General features: G+C 74.4%; 16 protein-coding genes. 3 read left to right on the top strand and 13 right to left on the bottom strand.

The features are described from left to right. Positions 1-138: 138 nt before the first annotated feature. The 5 genes from DDQ41_RS22480 to DDQ41_RS22460 form a co-directional block, all read right to left on the bottom strand. Positions 139-567, bottom strand: a complete 429-nt coding sequence (locus tag DDQ41_RS22480; protein WP_109296103.1) for an ATP-binding protein — start codon at positions 565-567, stop codon at positions 139-141. A 124-nt stretch (positions 568-691) separates the two neighbouring features. Further along, entirely contained in the window at positions 692-1,120 is a 429-nt protein-coding gene (locus tag DDQ41_RS22475) for a (deoxy)nucleoside triphosphate pyrophosphohydrolase (RefSeq protein ID WP_172607644.1), read from the bottom strand. A gap of 702 nt (positions 1,121-1,822) precedes the next feature. Then, on the bottom strand, positions 1,823-2,005 hold the full coding sequence (locus DDQ41_RS22470) for a hypothetical protein (RefSeq protein ID WP_109296101.1): 183 nt from the start codon (positions 2,003-2,005) through the stop codon (positions 1,823-1,825). A gap of 932 nt (positions 2,006-2,937) precedes the next feature. Then, a complete protein-coding gene (locus DDQ41_RS22465) occupies positions 2,938-3,690 on the bottom strand; it encodes a GntR family transcriptional regulator (RefSeq protein ID WP_109296100.1) in 753 nt (250 codons plus the stop codon). 580 nt (positions 3,691-4,270) lie between these two features. Then, positions 4,271-5,845, bottom strand: a complete 1,575-nt coding sequence (locus DDQ41_RS22460; protein WP_109296099.1) for a S8 family peptidase — start codon at positions 5,843-5,845, stop codon at positions 4,271-4,273. Positions 5,846-6,039: 194 nt separating this feature from the next. Here DDQ41_RS22460 and DDQ41_RS22455 point away from each other — a divergent pair, with 194 nt between their 5' ends. Continuing rightward, on the top strand, positions 6,040-7,161 hold the full coding sequence (locus DDQ41_RS22455) for a threonine synthase (protein ID WP_109296098.1): 1,122 nt from the start codon (positions 6,040-6,042) through the stop codon (positions 7,159-7,161). A 291-nt stretch (positions 7,162-7,452) separates the two neighbouring features. Here DDQ41_RS22455 and DDQ41_RS22450 read toward each other — a convergent pair whose 3' ends face one another. Together DDQ41_RS22450 and DDQ41_RS22445 are read right to left on the bottom strand one after the other, a co-directional pair. Further along, complete coding sequence (locus tag DDQ41_RS22450) at positions 7,453-7,776, bottom strand: anti-sigma factor family protein (RefSeq protein WP_245991103.1); 324 nt, start codon at positions 7,774-7,776, stop codon at positions 7,453-7,455. After that, the gene (locus DDQ41_RS22445; RefSeq protein WP_245991100.1) at positions 7,773-8,342 is read right to left on the bottom strand and encodes an RNA polymerase sigma factor; all 570 of its coding nucleotides are present in this window, start codon (positions 8,340-8,342) and stop codon (positions 7,773-7,775) included. Before DDQ41_RS22445 ends, DDQ41_RS22450 begins: the two co-directional genes overlap by 4 nt. A gap of 219 nt (positions 8,343-8,561) precedes the next feature. On the opposite strand from DDQ41_RS22445, the gene DDQ41_RS22440 reads away from it, so the two are divergent. Further along, a complete protein-coding gene (locus DDQ41_RS22440) occupies positions 8,562-8,870 on the top strand; it encodes an anti-sigma factor family protein (protein ID WP_109296096.1) in 309 nt (102 codons plus the stop codon). A 212-nt stretch (positions 8,871-9,082) separates the two neighbouring features. Here DDQ41_RS22440 and DDQ41_RS22435 read toward each other — a convergent pair whose 3' ends face one another. The 4 genes from DDQ41_RS22435 to DDQ41_RS22420 are packed head-to-tail and all read right to left on the bottom strand — an operon-like array spanning position 9,083 to position 13,318. Further along, the gene (locus DDQ41_RS22435; RefSeq protein ID WP_109296095.1) at positions 9,083-10,141 is read right to left on the bottom strand and encodes an ABC transporter ATP-binding protein; all 1,059 of its coding nucleotides are present in this window, start codon (positions 10,139-10,141) and stop codon (positions 9,083-9,085) included. Positions 10,142-10,146: 5 nt separating this feature from the next. Next, positions 10,147-11,187: an ABC transporter permease gene (locus DDQ41_RS22430; protein ID WP_109296094.1), complete on the bottom strand. Its 1,041-nt coding sequence runs from the start codon at positions 11,185-11,187 to the stop codon at positions 10,147-10,149. Then, positions 11,184-12,053, bottom strand: coding sequence for an ABC transporter permease subunit (locus DDQ41_RS22425; RefSeq protein WP_109296093.1), 870 nt, complete (start codon positions 12,051-12,053; stop codon positions 11,184-11,186). The genes DDQ41_RS22430 and DDQ41_RS22425 overlap by 4 nt, the downstream gene beginning before the upstream one ends. Continuing rightward, positions 12,050-13,318, bottom strand: a complete 1,269-nt coding sequence (locus DDQ41_RS22420; RefSeq protein ID WP_109296092.1) for an ABC transporter substrate-binding protein — start codon at positions 13,316-13,318, stop codon at positions 12,050-12,052. The genes DDQ41_RS22425 and DDQ41_RS22420 overlap by 4 nt, the downstream gene beginning before the upstream one ends. Before the next feature lie 283 nt (positions 13,319-13,601). On the opposite strand from DDQ41_RS22420, the gene DDQ41_RS22415 reads away from it, so the two are divergent. Next, positions 13,602-14,222 (top strand): CDP-alcohol phosphatidyltransferase family protein, encoded by a 621-nt coding sequence (locus DDQ41_RS22415; protein WP_109296091.1) that lies wholly within the window; start codon positions 13,602-13,604, stop codon positions 14,220-14,222. On the opposite strand, the gene DDQ41_RS22410 is transcribed toward DDQ41_RS22415, so the two are convergent. After that, positions 14,215-14,925: a TVP38/TMEM64 family protein gene (locus DDQ41_RS22410; protein ID WP_262508543.1), complete on the bottom strand. Its 711-nt coding sequence runs from the start codon at positions 14,923-14,925 to the stop codon at positions 14,215-14,217. The two genes, DDQ41_RS22415 and DDQ41_RS22410, sit on opposite strands and share 8 nt — an antisense overlap. A gap of 236 nt (positions 14,926-15,161) precedes the next feature. Further along, complete coding sequence (locus DDQ41_RS22405; RefSeq protein ID WP_109296090.1) at positions 15,162-15,941, bottom strand: class I SAM-dependent methyltransferase; 780 nt, start codon at positions 15,939-15,941, stop codon at positions 15,162-15,164. Positions 15,942-15,951 lie beyond the last annotated feature (10 nt).

Raw genomic sequence — 15,951 nt, 5'->3', positions numbered from 1 at the left:
CCCTCCAGCTCACCGCACCGGACCGGCCATGCCCGCAGTATTCAGCACTACGGCGCCTGGCGGCACGGCGTTCACGATCACAGCACGGTCTCGTTCGATTCGAGCCGGGCCCGCGGTGATCGTCGTCCCCCCACACTCCTAACCAGGCACGGGCAGCTCGAACCACACGGTCTTACCCGTTCTGCCTCGTCGCGTCCCCCAGCGGCGGGCCGCACAGGCCACCAGTTGCAGCCCCCGCCCACCTTCGTCATCGGGCCCGGCAAGACGCTCCCGGGGTGGATCCGGAAGCGGATCGGAGACCTCCACGACCAGCGCCGGGGACCGCGGCGGGGCGGTCCCGTCGACGGCCGGCCGGATCAGGCGCACCCCGATGGGTCCGGAGGTGTACCGGAGGGAATTGGTCACGAGCTCACTGACCAGGAGTACCGTCACATCGACCACGGCGGGACCGAAACCCCACTGCCGCAGGGCGTCGCCGACGGCGTGGCGGGCGGAGCGCACGGAGTCCGGCTCGGCAGGGAAGGTCCACTCGGCGCATGCGCCTTCGGTGTGGATCACGCAGACCACTTCCCGGACCTGCCACGGAGTCCCGCCCTCTTCGGGGCGGCAATCAGGACATACCCGATATTTGGCATGACGTACCCCCAAGGGGGGCGCGTGATGGCACGAAGAGCGCGGGATTCCAGCCGCCTCAGCCGCCTGCGCCTCCCGGGCTCTCCCGCGGCAGCCGGCGTGCGACCTCCCGGACCGCGGGGAGGTCCTGGGGCAGCCAGTCCACCGCGTCCAGTTCGTCGACCGCGAGCCAGCGCAGCTCGTCATGGTCCTCCAGCGGGCGCGGCTGACCCGAGATCAGCCGCGCCGTCCAGACCTGGAGCACACAGCCGGGGCCGACCGGCCACTCGCCGGGCACGCGCTCGACCGGCTCGGCCTCCACACCCAGCTCCTCGCGCAGTTCGCGAACGAGGGCCTGCTCGGGCGACTCACCGGGTTCGAGCTTGCCGCCGGGCAGCTCCCAGCGTCCGGCGAACTCGGGCGGCGCACTGCGGCGAGCGGCGAGCAACCGCCCCCGGTCGTACAGCGCCCCGGCCACGACGACGCGGTCGTTCACACGATCTGTCATGCGCGGGAGCGTAACGCGCGAAGGGGGAGCCTCCGGCGGGCGGGCGGCGGCGCGGGGCAGGCGCCGGGAATGCACGACCCCGCCGCGGGGGCAGGCGCGCCGCGGTGCGAACGGCGCACGCCGGAGGCGCTCCGGCGTGCGAACGGCCGCGCGAACGGCCGCGCGGCGGCACGCGTCGGGCGTCGGGCGTCAGGCGTCAGGCACCCGGTGGCATGTGCGCGGCGACGACCGCGGACCGGCGGACGCGTCAGCACGGCGGCCCCGTGCGACCGTCCCGACGACCCGGAGACGCTCCGACGCACGGGCAGCGCACGCCGGCGGCGCGAACGGCGCGCGAACGGCCGCGCGGCGGCACGCGTCGGGCGTCGGGCGTCGGGCACCCGGTGGCATGTGCGCGGCGACGACCGCGGACCGGCGGACGCCCCAGAACGGCGGCCCCGTGCAACCGTCCCGACGACCCGGAGACGCTCCGACGCACGGGCAGCGCACGCCGGCGGCGCGAACGGCGCGCGAACAGCCGCGCGGCGGCACGCGGCACGCGTCAGGCACCCGGTGGCATGTGCGCGGCGACGCGGAAGCCGTGCGGCACCGGGTGGACCACGGCGGCACACGGTCGATGAGCCGCCGTCCGGGGCGCCGCCGATACGGAGCCTCCTACGGGACCCGCCGACGGGAAGCCACGGGGGGCCGCGGGTAGCCGACTCAGGAGGGCGCGGCCTGCCCCATGCGCTCCACCCAGTAGAGCCGCTCGGGGCCACGGCCACCGAGACTGTCCGCGATCCTCTGCGCCTCGTCCTGCGTGGCGTAACTGCCCACGCGATAGCGATTGCCGTTGTCGTCCTGGCGGATCACCAGCCAGGGCAGCATCGCGCCGCCATCGGTCATCGCGACTCTCCCGCCGCCGGCCTGCACATCTCTAACCATCCCCAGGAAACCGCACTCTGCATATGCCCGAGCCTACGCCTGACCTTCACTCAGCGGATACGCGTTTTCACGAAGAGAGACGGATCCGGCCAGCATCCCCTCACACACAAGGGGCGCACTTGGCCGAGTGCGCCCCCTGCATGGCACCCGAATCCGAAGGTGGTCCGGTCATACCACAGCTCGTCGGGTGGAGTCCGCCGAGCACGGCGTGAGTGCGCCGCCGGAGCTGCGGGCGAGGGCGTGAACGACGCGGCGGAACGGAGCGGTGAACACCGCGGTGAGCGGCACGGTGAACGGCGGGGCGGGGCAGCGGGCACGGCGAGCGGCACGGTGAACGGCGCGGCGGGGCAGCGGGCACGGCGAGCGCGGCGGTTGATGGCACGGCGAGCGGCGGGAAGGGCGCGGGCGTGCCAGGCCGACCGGGCGGCCCGCCGTTCGGGAAGGGCCAGGCGGGTCAACGGCGCCCGTGTCGGCGCGAGTCCGCCCTCACCGGGGCGCCGCGGGCCTCTCCGCACACCGCGCGGCCCCGCCGGCCGTCCGCGCACCGGCGGGGGTCACGCCGCGGATGCGCCGCGCGCGACGGCGGAGCGCGGTTCCGGTACGGCACGCCCGGAACCCGGACCGGTCCGGCAGCGGCCCCGAGGCCGCTCACCTCCGCCCGCCTCCTCCGGGACTCTTCCCGACACGCCCCGTGCCCGGCACTTCCGGCAGCGGAGCACCGGCCCGGAGGGCGCACGCAGGACGCGGCACGCGGACCGCCGGTGCGGGCACGGACGCTCTCCGCACCGGAACCGCGTCACGCGGACACCCCCGCACCGCGGGTCGGAGAGCCGTGCGGCACGCGGCGAGGCGTCGCGCCGACGGCCGGCGCGCACCGCGGGTCGGCGGCGAGTTCAGCGCACGGGAAGGTGGTACGCGAGGCGGAACCGGTCCGCCGGTACGATCACGTCGGCCGTCTCGACGGCGCGCCCCGACGCGTAGTAGGTGCGCTGAATGACCATCACCACATGGCCGGGCACCCCACCGAGCATGAGCAGTTCCTCCGCCAGCCCCGGCCGGGCACCGACCTCCTCGACCACGTTGTCCACGACGACGTCGATGGCCCCCATCCGCTCGACGACACCGCAGCCGCCGAGCGGCCCCTCCTCGGGCAGCATCACCGGCGTGCGGCCGGTGATCGACAGCGGCTCCCAGGAGGTCGACAGCATCGCCGGCTCGCCGGAGTCCCGGAAGACGTATCTCGTACGCATCACACGGTCACCCGGGGCGACGCCCAGCCTGCCCGCGACGGAGGCGCTGGCCGGCTCCTGCTCACTGCTCGACTCCCAGGTCCCGCGGGCACCCTCCGCGGCCTGTTCCTGGCGGAAGGGACTGGCACCGGCGGGCGGCCGGTATCCCGAGCGCGCGATGCGCCGAGGCACCGGGCGCTCCCGCACATACGTCCCCGAACCGGAACGGCCCTCGACCAGCCCCTCGGCCATCAGCACCTTCCGCGCCTCCAGCGCGACGGTGTCCGAGACCCCGTACTCCTCGCGGATCCGGGCCTGCGAGGGAAGGCGGGTGTGCGGCGGCAGCGAGCCATCGACGATCTTCTGGCGGAGATCGCTCGCAACGCGCAGATAGGCGGGCTGCTCACCGAATGTCACTGGCCACTCCCAACAGGTTGACAGACAGCAACAGCGTGGCAACCGACAGTTGATCCCCGCAAGCATAAGCCAACGAACTACGCAGAGCGACGATCGCCCTCGGGCTTGCGTCTTCCCGCGGTGGGAACCGCTCCGGTGAGCGCCCGGCGGGGAGGAGCGGGCCTCGCCCGCGTGCGTCGCGTGGACGGCGAGGCCCGATGCACAGACCCCCGGTGCACAGACCCCCGGTGCCCGGACGCCGGGACGCCGGGACGCCGGGACGCCGGGACGCGGAGATACCCGGACACGCGTACGCCTGGACGCCCCGGTGCCCGGACGCCATCGCATCCGGGCCGGCTGCCTCCCGCGCGAAGCCCGGCCCGCGGGCCGGGCGAAGCGGGCCTCAGACCGTCGTGCCGCCGCCGGGCTGCGGCTCCTCCCGGCCCTACGGTCGCGCCGGCTCCTCGGGTCGCGCCGGCTCCTCGGGTCGCGCCCCGGCGGGCGACCGGATGACGCGGAAGGGGCGGCCGCTCGGCGCGGCCGCCCCTCGACTCGGCTCCGGGTCAGGCGCCGGACCCGGCAGGGTCCGGCGGTCCGGGGATCAGAACTGCAGTGCCCAGGAGTCGATCTTGCCGGTGTCCCGTGTGGCGTTGTCGCTCACCCGCAGCTTCCAGGTGCCGTTCGCGGCCTCCGAGGACGCGTTCACGGTGTAGGTGGTGTTGATGTTGTCGCTGCTGCCGCCGGTGCCGTACGACTTCAGCGTGTAGGCGCTGCCGTCCGGGGCGACGAGCTGGACCTGGAGGTCACCGATGTAGGTGTGCACGATGTTGACCGGCACCTGCAGCGCGGCGGGTGCGTTGCCCGCGACGCCGCTGACGGTGACGGGCGACTCGACGGTGGAGTGGTCGTTGATGGCGTAGTCGGCGGTGTTCTCGAACTTCGGTCCGGGGGGCGGGGTGGAGCCGGTGCCGACGTACAGCAGCCGGTTGGGCGATCCGGAGCCGGGATTGCCGACCACGTTCGGGGTCGCCGAGGCGGTCAGGGCAGAGGACACCTGCGCCGGTGTGGCGGCGGGGTTGTCCGCCAGGTGGAGCGCGGCGGCACCGGCGACGTGCGGGGCGGCCATCGAGGTGCCGGAGATGGTGTTGGTCGCGCTGTCACCGGTGTGCCAGGCCGAGGTGATGGAGGATCCGGGAGCGAACAGGTCCAGCACGCTGCCGTAGTTGGAGAAGCTGGAGCGGGCGTCCGAGCTGGTGGTGGACCCGACGGTGATGGCCTCGGACACCCGCGCGGGCGAGTAGTTGGAGGCGTTCGCGTTGCTGTTGCCCGCCGCGACGGCGTAGGTGATGCCGGAGGCGATCGAGTTGCGGACCGCGGTGTCGAGCGCCGTGTCACCGCCGCCGCCCAGACTCATGTTGGCGACGGCCGGCTTCACCGCGTTCTGCGTCACCCAGTCGATGCCCGCGACGACCTGGGCGGTGGTGCCGGAACCGGAGTTGTTGAGCACCCGGACGCCGACGACCTTCGCCTTCTTCGCCACGCCGTAGGAGCCGCCGGCGACCGTGGCGGCGACGTGCGTGCCGTGGCCGTTGCCGTCCTGCGCCGTGTTGTCGTTGTCGACGGCGTCGTAGCCGTACGAGGCGCGGCCGCCGAAGTCGGAGTGGGTGATCCGCACACCGGTGTCGATGATGTACGCGGTGACGCCGTCGCCCGCCGAGTCGGGGTAGGTGTAGCTCTGGTTGAGCGGCAGCGCGCGCTGGTCGATGCGGTCCAGTCCCCAGGAGGGCGGGTTCGGCTGGGTGCCGGAGATGGTGAACACCCGGTTCTGCACGACGGATTCGACGGCGGGGTCAGCGGCGAACTTCCTGGCCTGGGCCTCGGAGAGCTCGACGGCGTATCCGTTGAGTGCGGCGCGGTAGGTCTTCTTGATCTTCGCGCCGTACTCCGCGGCGAGGGCCCTGCCCGCCTTGGAACCGGCGTCGGCGGCCGACTCGTCGAGGGTGACGATGTAGCTGCCGGCGACGGCGCCGGGGGCACCCGCGTTCTCGATCACGCCCACCGGCACGGGCTCTGCGGCGGTGGCCGGGAGTGCGGAGACGGTACCGAGGGCGAGTGCGGCGACGGCTGTCGCGCTGGCCGCGGACAGCCTTCTCCGCGAGTGACGCATCACGAACATGTGAGGGATCCTCCTCATCAGTGGTGCGTTTCCGTGGGGGAATACGGCAGGGGCATGACAAAGACAATGCGGTGGGTGGCCGCGTCTCTCGCCGCACCACTGCCGTCCCGAAAGGTTGGCTGATCCATAGGAATCCCACAAGAGTGCGCGTAGGACCGTCACACGCGGGTCACACGACCGCCATCCTGGATCACATGACGGACTATCGGTGCGCCGTGTGCGGCGCGCGTTCCCCCGTCGAGTCCCTCGCCTGGTGCTGCCCCCGCTGCCACGGCCCCTGGGACCTCGACTTCACCGCCGGCCCGGTGCCCCGCAACTCCTGCGCCGGGAGGGCCGGTTCACTGTGGAGGTACGAGGAGGCACTGCCGCTCGCCGCTACCGGGGCCACGGGCGGCGGCCCCGGGACCGTCTCGCTCGGCGAGGGAAGGACTCCGCTGGTGCCCCTCACCGCCGCCGTCACCGCCAAGCTCGACTTCCTCATGCCGACCCTGTCCTTCAAGGACCGCGGCGCGGTGATGCTCGCCGAACTCGCGCGGCGCCTGAGGCCGCGCCGGGTGATCGCCGACAGCAGCGGCAACGCCGGCACCTCGATCGCCGCGTACTGCGCCCGTGCCGGCCTCGACTGCACCGTGTACCTCCCGGAAGCGACCTCCCCGAAGAAGATCGAGCAGATCGCCGCCCACGGCGCCCGCCCGGAGCTGGTGCCCGGCGACCGCGAGGCGGCAGCCCGCAGGGCGCACGCGGCCGCGGACGAGGACGGCTCCTTCTACGCCTCGCACTCCCACAACCCGTACTTCCTGCACGGCACGAAGACCTACGTGTACGAGGTGTGGGAGGACCTCGACGGCCGGCTGCCCGACGTCCTGGTACTGCCCGCCGGCAACGGCACCCTGCTGCTCGGCGCCCATCTGGCCGTCGCGGAACTGCACGCGCACGGCCTGATCGCACGGCGTCCCGCCGTGATCGCCGTGCAGGCGGCGGCGGTCGCCCCGCTGGCCGCCGCGTTCCGCGCCGGACGGGAGGACATCACCCCGTCGGCGGCGGCGCCCACCCTCGCCGAGGGCATCGCCGTCCCCCGCCCGCCCAGGGCCCGTCAGATCCTGTCCGCGGTACGGGCTTCCGGCGGCACCTTCCTGACGGTGACGGACGACCAGATCCGCGCCGCCCAGCTCGACCTCGCCGCCCGCGGCCTGTTCGTCGAACCCACCGGCGCGGCCTGCTGGGCGGCCGTCGGCGCGCACGGCCTGGGGGACCGCACGGCAGTGGTGCCGCTGTGCGGGGCGGGGGCGAAGACGGGGCTCGCGCCCGGCGCGTGACCTGCTCGGCATCCGCACCCCCGCCCGGTCATCACGGACCGCCTTCGGGCACCGGGGCGCCGGGGCGTCCGGTCGTCCGGTCGTCCGAGGCGTCACCGGGCGTCGGGGACCGTCGTCAAGCAGCCGTCGTCAAGCACCCGCCGTCAGACGCCACCGGGGAGCGGTGGCCGGGGCACAGTGGCCGGGGAGCCCCCATCGCCGAGCGCCCATCGAGTCCCCACCGAGTCCCACTGAGCGCCCACCGAGCGCCTGCCGAGTCCCCACCGAGCGCCTGCCGGGAAAGGGTGGCCGTCAGGCGCCCGCCGACGGCGGCGCGCCGCGGTCCCCGCCATCGTCAGCGGCAGGCGGGTCACTCAGCAGCGCTTCGCCGAAGGTGCGCAGCCGCGCGACCGCCTCGGCGTCCGGCGTCCCCCGGCGGGAGAGCGCGTCGCGGATCTCCGCGTACACCGAAGCCTCAAGGCCGCAGCGGCGGCAGTCCTCAAGATGCGCCGCGACCCGGCGCGCGGTGACCTCGTCCGTCTCCCCGTCGAGGTAGGACTGCAGCAGCCGGGCGACCTGCAGACAGTTCATCCTGCGCTCGCCCGCGGGTCGGCGCCACCATGAACGCTTCTTCACATCACACCTCGCTTCGGTGCCAGTCCGGCCGCCACCAAGCGGGCTCGTATCCGTTTGCGCGCCCGGTGCAAGCGGCTCATCACCGTGCCCTCGGGCACGTCCAGCAGATGGGCGGCCTCGGCGTAGGTGAGGCCGTCGATGTCGACCAGCTGCACCACCTGCCGGTGCTTGTCCGGCAGGCCGGACAGTGCGGAGTCCACCACCTCGTCGAAGGCCTCGCCGACGACCACCTCCTCCGCGGACCCGGCCGAGCCCGTCGAGCTGAGCCGGTCCAGGTCGGCGTCCGGATCGTCGAGCAAGTTCGGGCGGCGGCGCCGATGCCGGTTGATCTCGGCCCTGCGCATGATCGTCAGCAGCCAGGCACGGGGATGCCTGCCGTCGAAGCGGTCGACGGACCGGTAGGCGCGCAGGAGCGTCTCCTGCACCAGGTCCTCGGCGTCGGCGGGCTGCGCGGTCAGGGTCGTCGCCACCCTCAGCAGCACTTCCACCTCTGGCAGCACATGGGTGGCGAACGCCCTCCCCCGCGCGTCGGCCGGGTCCGGCGCCGCTGTCACTTCGTCTTCCACACGACGGGAACCCTCCGTGCGGCGCCGAGCATTCCCTCACGCCCATCCGCCGTCGTCCGCTTCCCTGAGCGCGTGCGTGCGTGCGGGACGGGAGGCGGGAACGCGGGACGGAGTGCTCGCGCGGACGCGGGACGTAGGGCGAGGACGCGGGACGGGAGGCTCGCGCGGACGCGCCGCCGACGGTGGAATGTCCCGCGCCGCCGACCGGGTTCCCGCCCCATGAGGAAGCGGCGCGCCCCCGGACCCGAGCAGATGTGGGCCGAGTGCCGGGAGAGGCTACGCCATCTGCGGTTGCGCGGCGATGTCGAGGCGTACGCCGACGGCGAACTCACGGGTGCGCGCCGGGCCGAGGTGGCGGCTCACATCTCCCGCTGCTGGGCGTGCAGCGGCAGCCTGCAACTGCTCCACCTGATCAAGACGTCCCTGCGGCGCACCCCGCGGCGCGCCCCCTCCTCCCTCCCGTCGGTCCGCTTGCGGCGCTACGCCCACCGCATCGCCCACCCCGGCCCGGGCGGTCCCACCCGTTGAAGGGACGATGCGGAGACGACCGCGATAGAGGACGGGACGGTTCGGAGCGGACGGTTCGGAGCGGACGGTTCGGAGCGGACGCTTCGAAGAGGGCGGGTCTGAGAGGGCGGGTCTGAGAGGGCGGTTCGGAGCGGACGGCGCGACGACCGCGGCCGGAGTCGAGCCGTGCCACGGCCGCGCCACGGCCGTGCCGCTCGCCCCGGTGGGGAGCGTCAGCCGGCGACGACCCAGCGGTGCGCGACGGGCAGGTGCAGCCGGACGTGTTCCGCTGCGGCGGGCTGGGGCCCCGGCGGCAGAAGTGCGTGGACGGGCCCGGCGGCGGTGTCGGCGACGAGAGCCGTGAACGGGCCTTCCGGGCGCACGCTGCGCACCACGGCGGGCACGGTGTCCGGGCCGGTGTCCAGCCGGACGGCCTCGGGACGGATCACCAGGTGTCCGGTGCCCCGGTGGGTGACCGCGCCGGGCAGTTCCAGTTCCCCCAGCGGGCACGCGAACCGTCCTTGCGGAGTGACGCTGCCGGGCAGCGCGGTGGCACAACCGAGGAAGCGCGCCACTGCGAGGGAGGCCGGCCGGGCGTAGAGGTCCGCGGGGCGTGCCTGCTGGAGGAGCCTGCCGTGGCCGAGCAGGGCGACGCTGTCGGCGACCGCGGCCGCCTCCGACTGGTCGTGGGTGACCAGGACGGTGGTCACGGCCAACTCCCGCTGGACCGTGGCAAGCAGGTCGCGCATGGTGTGCCGCAGGCCGGGGTCGAGGGCGCTGAACGGCTCGTCGAGCAGGAGCACGGCCGGTTCGGCGGCCAGGGCCCGGGCGAGGGCGACGCGCTGGGCCTGCCCTCCCGAGAGCTGGCGGGGATAGCGGTCGGCGAGTGCGTCGAGGCCGACGCGCCGCAGGTGTTCGAGGGCGCTCGTGCGGGCGGCCCGGCGGGTCCGGCCGCGGACGCGGGCGGGAAAGGCCACGTTGTCCAGTGCCGTGCGGTGCGGCAGGAGCATGGGCTGCTGGAAGACCACCGCGGCGCCGCGGTGCTCCGGTGGGGTCCGGGTGACATCGGTGCCACGCAGATGGACGGCCCCGCTGGTCGGTGCGAGGAGGCCGGAGGCGACCTGCACGGTGGTGGTCTTGCCGCATCCGGACGGGCCCAGCAGGGCCAGCAGCCGCCCGTCGGCGACGTCGAGGTCGAGGCCGTCCAGGACGGGCGAACGGTGCCCGGGATAGGTGACGGTGATCCCTTCCAGTCGCAGGCCGGGGGAGGAGGCGGGGGACGAGCTACTCATGGCGGTCAGCGGTCGATTCCGGGAGTGGTGGCGGAGGGACTGGGGTCGGGAACGGCTGCGGAGGAAGCAGGACCGGGACCAGGACCGGAACGGGAACCGGAACCGGAACCGGAACGGGAACGGGAACGGGAACGGGGAACGAAACCCGAAGGAGAACCGGGATCGGAACCAGAACCGAAGCCAGAACCGGAGCCGGAGCCGGAGCCGGAAGGAGAGGCGGAACCGGAACCGGGGACGGCGGCCGCCGGATCGGCTTCGGCCCAGACCGCCCGATGGCGCCGCATGATCGCCGCGGTCGCGCCGAACAGCACGACCGGCGGAACGAAGGTGAGGATGCCCAGGACGGCGGTGAGTGCCTGGTTCCCGCTGCCTGCCGCGGTGGCGAACAGCAGCAGCGGCAGTGTGGTGACCACCCCGCCTCCGACCAGCACGGTCATCAGGTACTCGCTCCACGACACCAGGAAGGCCAGTGTCGCCGCGGCCAGCAGGGCCGGGGCGAGGGCGGGCAGGGTCACGTGCCGGAGCACCGCGTACCGCGAAGCCCCGAGGGTGCGCGCCGTCTGCTCCATGCGGAGGTCGTAGCCGGCGTATCCGCCGATCAGTACGAGCACCGTGTACGGCAGGGCGGGGACCAGGTGGACGAGCGCGACCCCGGCCGGCCGGTCGGCGAGCCCGGCCCGTACGAAGACCTCCTGCACGCCGACGGCCAGGGCGAACGGCGGTACCAGGACGGGAGCGAGAAGCACCAGGCGGATCAGCCCGGCGGCCGGCGGCCGGTACAGGACCAGGCCCCGCGCCGCCAGCGCCCCGAGAGCGGTGGCGGCCAGGGCGGTGGCCAGCGCGAGCCCCAGCGAGGTGCCCGTCGCGGCGATCACCTGCTGGTGCGGGTCCGCGGCCCGGGCCCAGGCGCGGGCCGAGAGCTCCTGGGGCACCAGCGCCGGGTACACCCATCTCCCGGTGAAGGCCCAGACCAGCAGCGGCAGCAGGGGGGCCGCGACCCAGCCGGCGAGCAGCGCGACGCCCGTGAGGCGCAGTGCCCCCCTCACAGACCGGTCCTGGCGCGCAGCAGCCGGCGGGAGACGACGGCGGCGGCGGTCGCCGCGAGGGCGATCACCAGGCCGATGACGACCGCGAGGGCGAGGGCGCCCGGCCGGTCGCCGAGTTCCACCGACCGGTAGAGGCCGACGGCCTCCACCGGCAGGGCCCGCGGTGCGGTGGCGCCCAGCAGCGCGGGGATCTCGTACGCCGCGAAGGTGAACGCGAAGACCAGCAGGCACGCCTCGGTGAGCGCCGGGGCGAGCAGCGGCAGTGTGACGTGCCTGAGCCGGCTCAGCCGTCCCGCGCCCAGGGTGCGCGCCGCCGTCTCCAGGTCGCGTACGGCCGGGGTGTAGGCGGCCAGCAGCATGACCGTCACGAAGGGCGCTTCCTTCCACACGTAGGTGAGCAGGACGGCGGTGTGGCCGGGGCCGCCGACGAGGGCGGGGAAGTCGGCGGGCCCGTCGGTCCACCCGGCGGCGCGGGCGAGGCGGGAGAGGAGTCCCGCTCCCGAGAGGAGCAGACCGAACGCGGCGGCGGCAAGCAGGTGCGGGACCGCGAGCGTGGCCCGCGCGGCGGCGTCGAGGGCGGCCCGGCCGCGCCGGGAGCCGCTCACCGCGCCGACGACGGCGAGGGCGGCGGCGGCCGACACCGCGGTGCTGAGCGCCGCGATCTCCAGGCTGAGCGGCAGGGAGCCGTCGAGGGCGGGATCGCGGAGGAGGTCGGCGTAGGCGGAGAGGCCCCAGCCGCGGCCCAGACCGTCGGCGAGGCTGCCCCGGGCCGCGAGCAGCAGTGCGGCGGCTGCGAAGCCGACGACGGCGAGGGCGGGCGCGGCCAGCAGCAGCCCCCGCCGGCGCGGCTGCGTACGAGCGGTCACGAGGCGGCGGCGACTTCCCGCTTCCAGCCCTTGTCGAGCGGGCCCACCCAGTCGCCGCTCAGCTCCGGCAGGGCGTTCCGGGACAGTTCCCCGGCGGGAAGCGTCGTCTCCGGCGTGGTCAGCGAGGCGAACTCGCGCCGCCACTGCTCGGGCAGCCGGTCCCGGTCGAGTACCGGGTAGGCGCCCCAGCCGCCGGGCCGCGCCTTGGCGTGCTGGAGCTCGGGCGAGAGCATCAGGTCGGACAGTACGAGCGCGGCCTCACGGTGGGCGGCGTTCCCGGGCACGGCCAGATAGCTGGTGTTGCCGAGGCTGCCGTCCTCGGGCACGAACACCCTGGTGGTCGCCGGGAAGCGGCCCTTGTCGACGAGTGCCGGGACACCCGCGGGGTTGTAGGTCATCGTCATGTCGACCTCGCCGTCGGCGAAGAGGTCGTCGAGTGCCGGCTGGTCCTTGGGGTGGGTGGTCCCCTGGCGCCACAGGGCGGGCTTCAGCGCGTTCAGTTCCTTCCAGAGTGCGGGGGCGACGGCGTCGTAGGCTTCCTCGCCGTACTCCGCGGGGACCGGCCCGGCGCCGGGTACGCCGGCCGCGAGCAGTTGCCTCACGAAGGCCGAGCCGGTGAAGTCGGGGGGTGCGGGATAGGTGAAGCGCCCGGGGTTCTTCTTGATCCACTCGATCAGGGCGGCCGTGGTGCGCGGAGGTTCGGGCAGTCTGGCCGAGTCGTACACGAAGGCGAACCGGGCGCGGTTCCAGGGGGTCTCGCAGTCGTCGACCGGCGTGCCGAAGTCGTGCGTGAGCGTGGGGTCGGAGCGGTCCAGGTACTTCTGGTTGGGCATCAGGCCGGTGTATCCGCACAGCCACAGGTCCGCCTGCTTGCCCGTGCGGAAGTTCTCCCCGTTGACCCACACCAGGTCCACGGCACCGCCGCTGTCCTTGCCGGCCCGCTGATCGCCGAGGACCTTCTGTACGGCGTCCTGGGTGTCGGCCACGGGAACGCGCCTGACCGTGATCCCCAGCTTCTCCGCCGCCGGGGCGACCTCGCCGTCGACGAAGGAGTTGGCCCCCTCGTCCCCGCCGTACATGAACAGGTTCACCGTCTGGCCGCGTGCCTCGGCGCGCAGCGCGGCCCAGTCCTTCACCGGCGGTTCCGCCCGGCCGCCGCCGGTGCCCGAGCAGGCGGCCGTCAGCAGCCCGGTCGCGGCTGCCGCCGCGACGAGGGCGGTGACCCTGGCGAAACGCCTCCCGGTGTGCCGTGTCCGTATCCCCATGCGTGCCGCCCCTTCGTCCGTTTCGTTCTGTCGATCCCGTTGCGTTGCGCCTCCCGCACGGCGGGGCCATCGGCCATCCGTCGTGCGGGACCCGGACATCCGTCGTGCGGGACCCGGGCCTACCCCACATGCGGAACCCAGGAGTACCCGTCCTGCCGGACCCGGGCACCCGTCCTGCGGAACCCCGGACATCCGTCCTGCGGAAAAGGAACACGGCCGGGTGCCCGCGGGCTTCCCTCTGTGTCCCACCGGCACGGTGCCGGTACGACGGAAGGAGCCGAGGATGCTGGACGTGCGAGCGCGGGCCCTGCTGGGCGGCCCGCTGGACCGGGCCGCCGCGATACTCGATCGCCCCGCCGTCACACCCGGCCGGCTGACCGCGCTCGGCGCGCTGACGGGCCTCGCCTCGGCCGGCTGCGCGGCGGCGGGCTGGTGGCCGGCCGCCGCGGCGCTGTGGCTGCTGTCCCGGCTCGCCGACGGCCTCGACGGGCCGCTCGCCCGCCGCCGCGGCACGGCCGACACCTCCGGCGCCGGCGGCTTCCTCGACATCAGCGCCGACTTCCTCGTCTACGGGGCCTTCGTCGTCGGCGTCGCCGTCGGCGTGGGCGGCCCGGCGCTGCCGTTCCTGCTCGTACTGCTCGCCTACTACGTCAACGGGACGGTCTTCCTGGCCTTCTCCTCCATCGCCGAGCGCACCGGCAGGCGGCGCGACGAGGACCGCCTCTCGCGGGGCCGCTCGCTGAACTTCGTCGGCGGTCTGGCCGAGGGGACCGAGACCATCGCCGTACACACCGTCTGGTGCCTGCATCCCGGTTCCGCCCACATCGTCGCCTGGGTGTGGGCCGCGGTCGTCGGCGCCACCGCGGCCCACCGGGTCGTCACCGGCTACCGGCGGCTCAGGTGAGTTCCCCGCTGCGGGAGCGGACCAGCCGGGCGGTCCACCAGCCGCCGGCGCTCAGCACCAGCAGTCCGCCCAGCGCGATCCACAGCGCAGGCGAGGCGGGGTCGCCCAGGGACCCGCCGAGCCCGGTGTAGACGACTGTGCCCGGAATGATCCCGAGGGCCGTCGCGGCCAGATAGGAGGAGAAGCGCACACCGGCCACCCCCGCCCCGTAGTTGATCACCGAGAAGGGGAACAGCGGCACCAGGCGCACCAGCAGCACGGCCGCGAACCCGCGTCGCGTCAGATACGAGTCGAGCCGGGCCAGTCGCCCCGAGCCGGCGTAGCGGGCCACCGCCGGCCGCCCCAGCCAGCGGGCCAGGCCGAACGACAGCGCGGCACCCGCCGTCGCTCCCGCGAGTACCGCCGAGGTCCCCACCGTCAGCCCGAACAGCGCTCCCGCGGACGCGGTCAGGACCGAGCCGGGCAGCAGCGCCGTCACCGCCAGGGCGTAGCAGACCGCGAAGACCACCGGCCCCCACAGACCGAGCGAGTCGACCCACTGGCGCACGTCGCGCAGCAGGTCGGCGCCGCCCAGCGCCACCCATGACGCGAGCGCCGCCAGCAGTACCACCAGGACGGCCAGCCTGGTCCACGCCGTGCGCGCGGGCCCGGTTCCGGCGGGGGGCGCGTCCGAGGTCGTGCCCGGGGTCGCGTGCCCGGTCACGCCCGGGATCATGCCCGAGGTCGCGTCCGGAGTCGCGTCCGAGGCCGTGCCCGGGATCGCGTCCGGTGTCACGCCCGAGGCCGGGCCCGAGGCCGTGCCCGGGAGCGCGCCCGAGGCCGCCCCCGGAGTCGCGTCGGAGGGCGGCCGCTCAGCCCCGGCGGACGGCGGAGGGTCGGTCTCCCGGGCGGCCGTCGAGGGCGGTCGCCGGGGCGTTGACGGGGGGACTGCCGGATGGTTCATGTCGGCTCCTGTGGCGTTCGTCCGGTCGGTAGGTCGGCCACCACGCGGCGCAGCGGCAGTTCGAGGTGTCGTCCCCGAACGGCCCACCGGGCGAGGGACCGCCCGGCGGCTTCGGCGCGGCGGGGGGTCAGTGCGGGCAGGTAGAGGGCGTCGGCCAGCAGCTGCGCGGCGTCGGCCGAGTCGACGGCGAGACGGAAGACGCGCCGCTCGTCGGAGCGGACGCGGAACCCGGACGTGCGCAGCAGGGCGGCGAGTCCGTCACGGGCCTGCGGGTTGGGCCACGGCTGGCGTACGGCTCGCAGGGCGGCCATCACCCGGACCCAGGAGAGCGTCCCGGAGGGGGACAGCCCGGTCTGGGAGGGCACCAGCGCCGCGAGTGTCCCTCCGGGACGCAGCACGCGCCGGATCTCCCCGAGGACGTCGGGCAGGGGGGTGACGACCGGCAGGCACATGGCCGCGCAGACGGCCCGCACGCTGCCGGAGGCGACCGGAATGACTCCCGCGTCGGCCCGGACCAGCGGTCCGCGGCCCCGGCGGGCCGCCTCGGCGAGTTCCGCGGACGACAGGTCGATACCGACCCAGTCGGCGTCCGGGAGTTCGGCGCGGACGGGGGCCGAACCGCAGGCCAGGTCGAGGACCGGGCCGCGGGCGTCCCGCAGGGGTTCGGCCAGCCAGGCGTACGGGGAGGCGTCGGCGAGGGCGAAGAGGCGCTCGGTGATGGCCGGATGTGCGTGGTGGTAGGCGGCGACGAAGCGCCGCCAATCCGGTTCGTCCATCCGGACCTCT

This window comes from Streptomyces spongiicola (assembly GCF_003122365.1).
Taxonomy (GTDB): domain Bacteria; phylum Actinomycetota; class Actinomycetes; order Streptomycetales; family Streptomycetaceae; genus Streptomyces; species Streptomyces spongiicola.
Note: the sequence above shows the minus strand (reverse complement) of the source record. Positions and strands in the feature narration are given on the sequence as shown.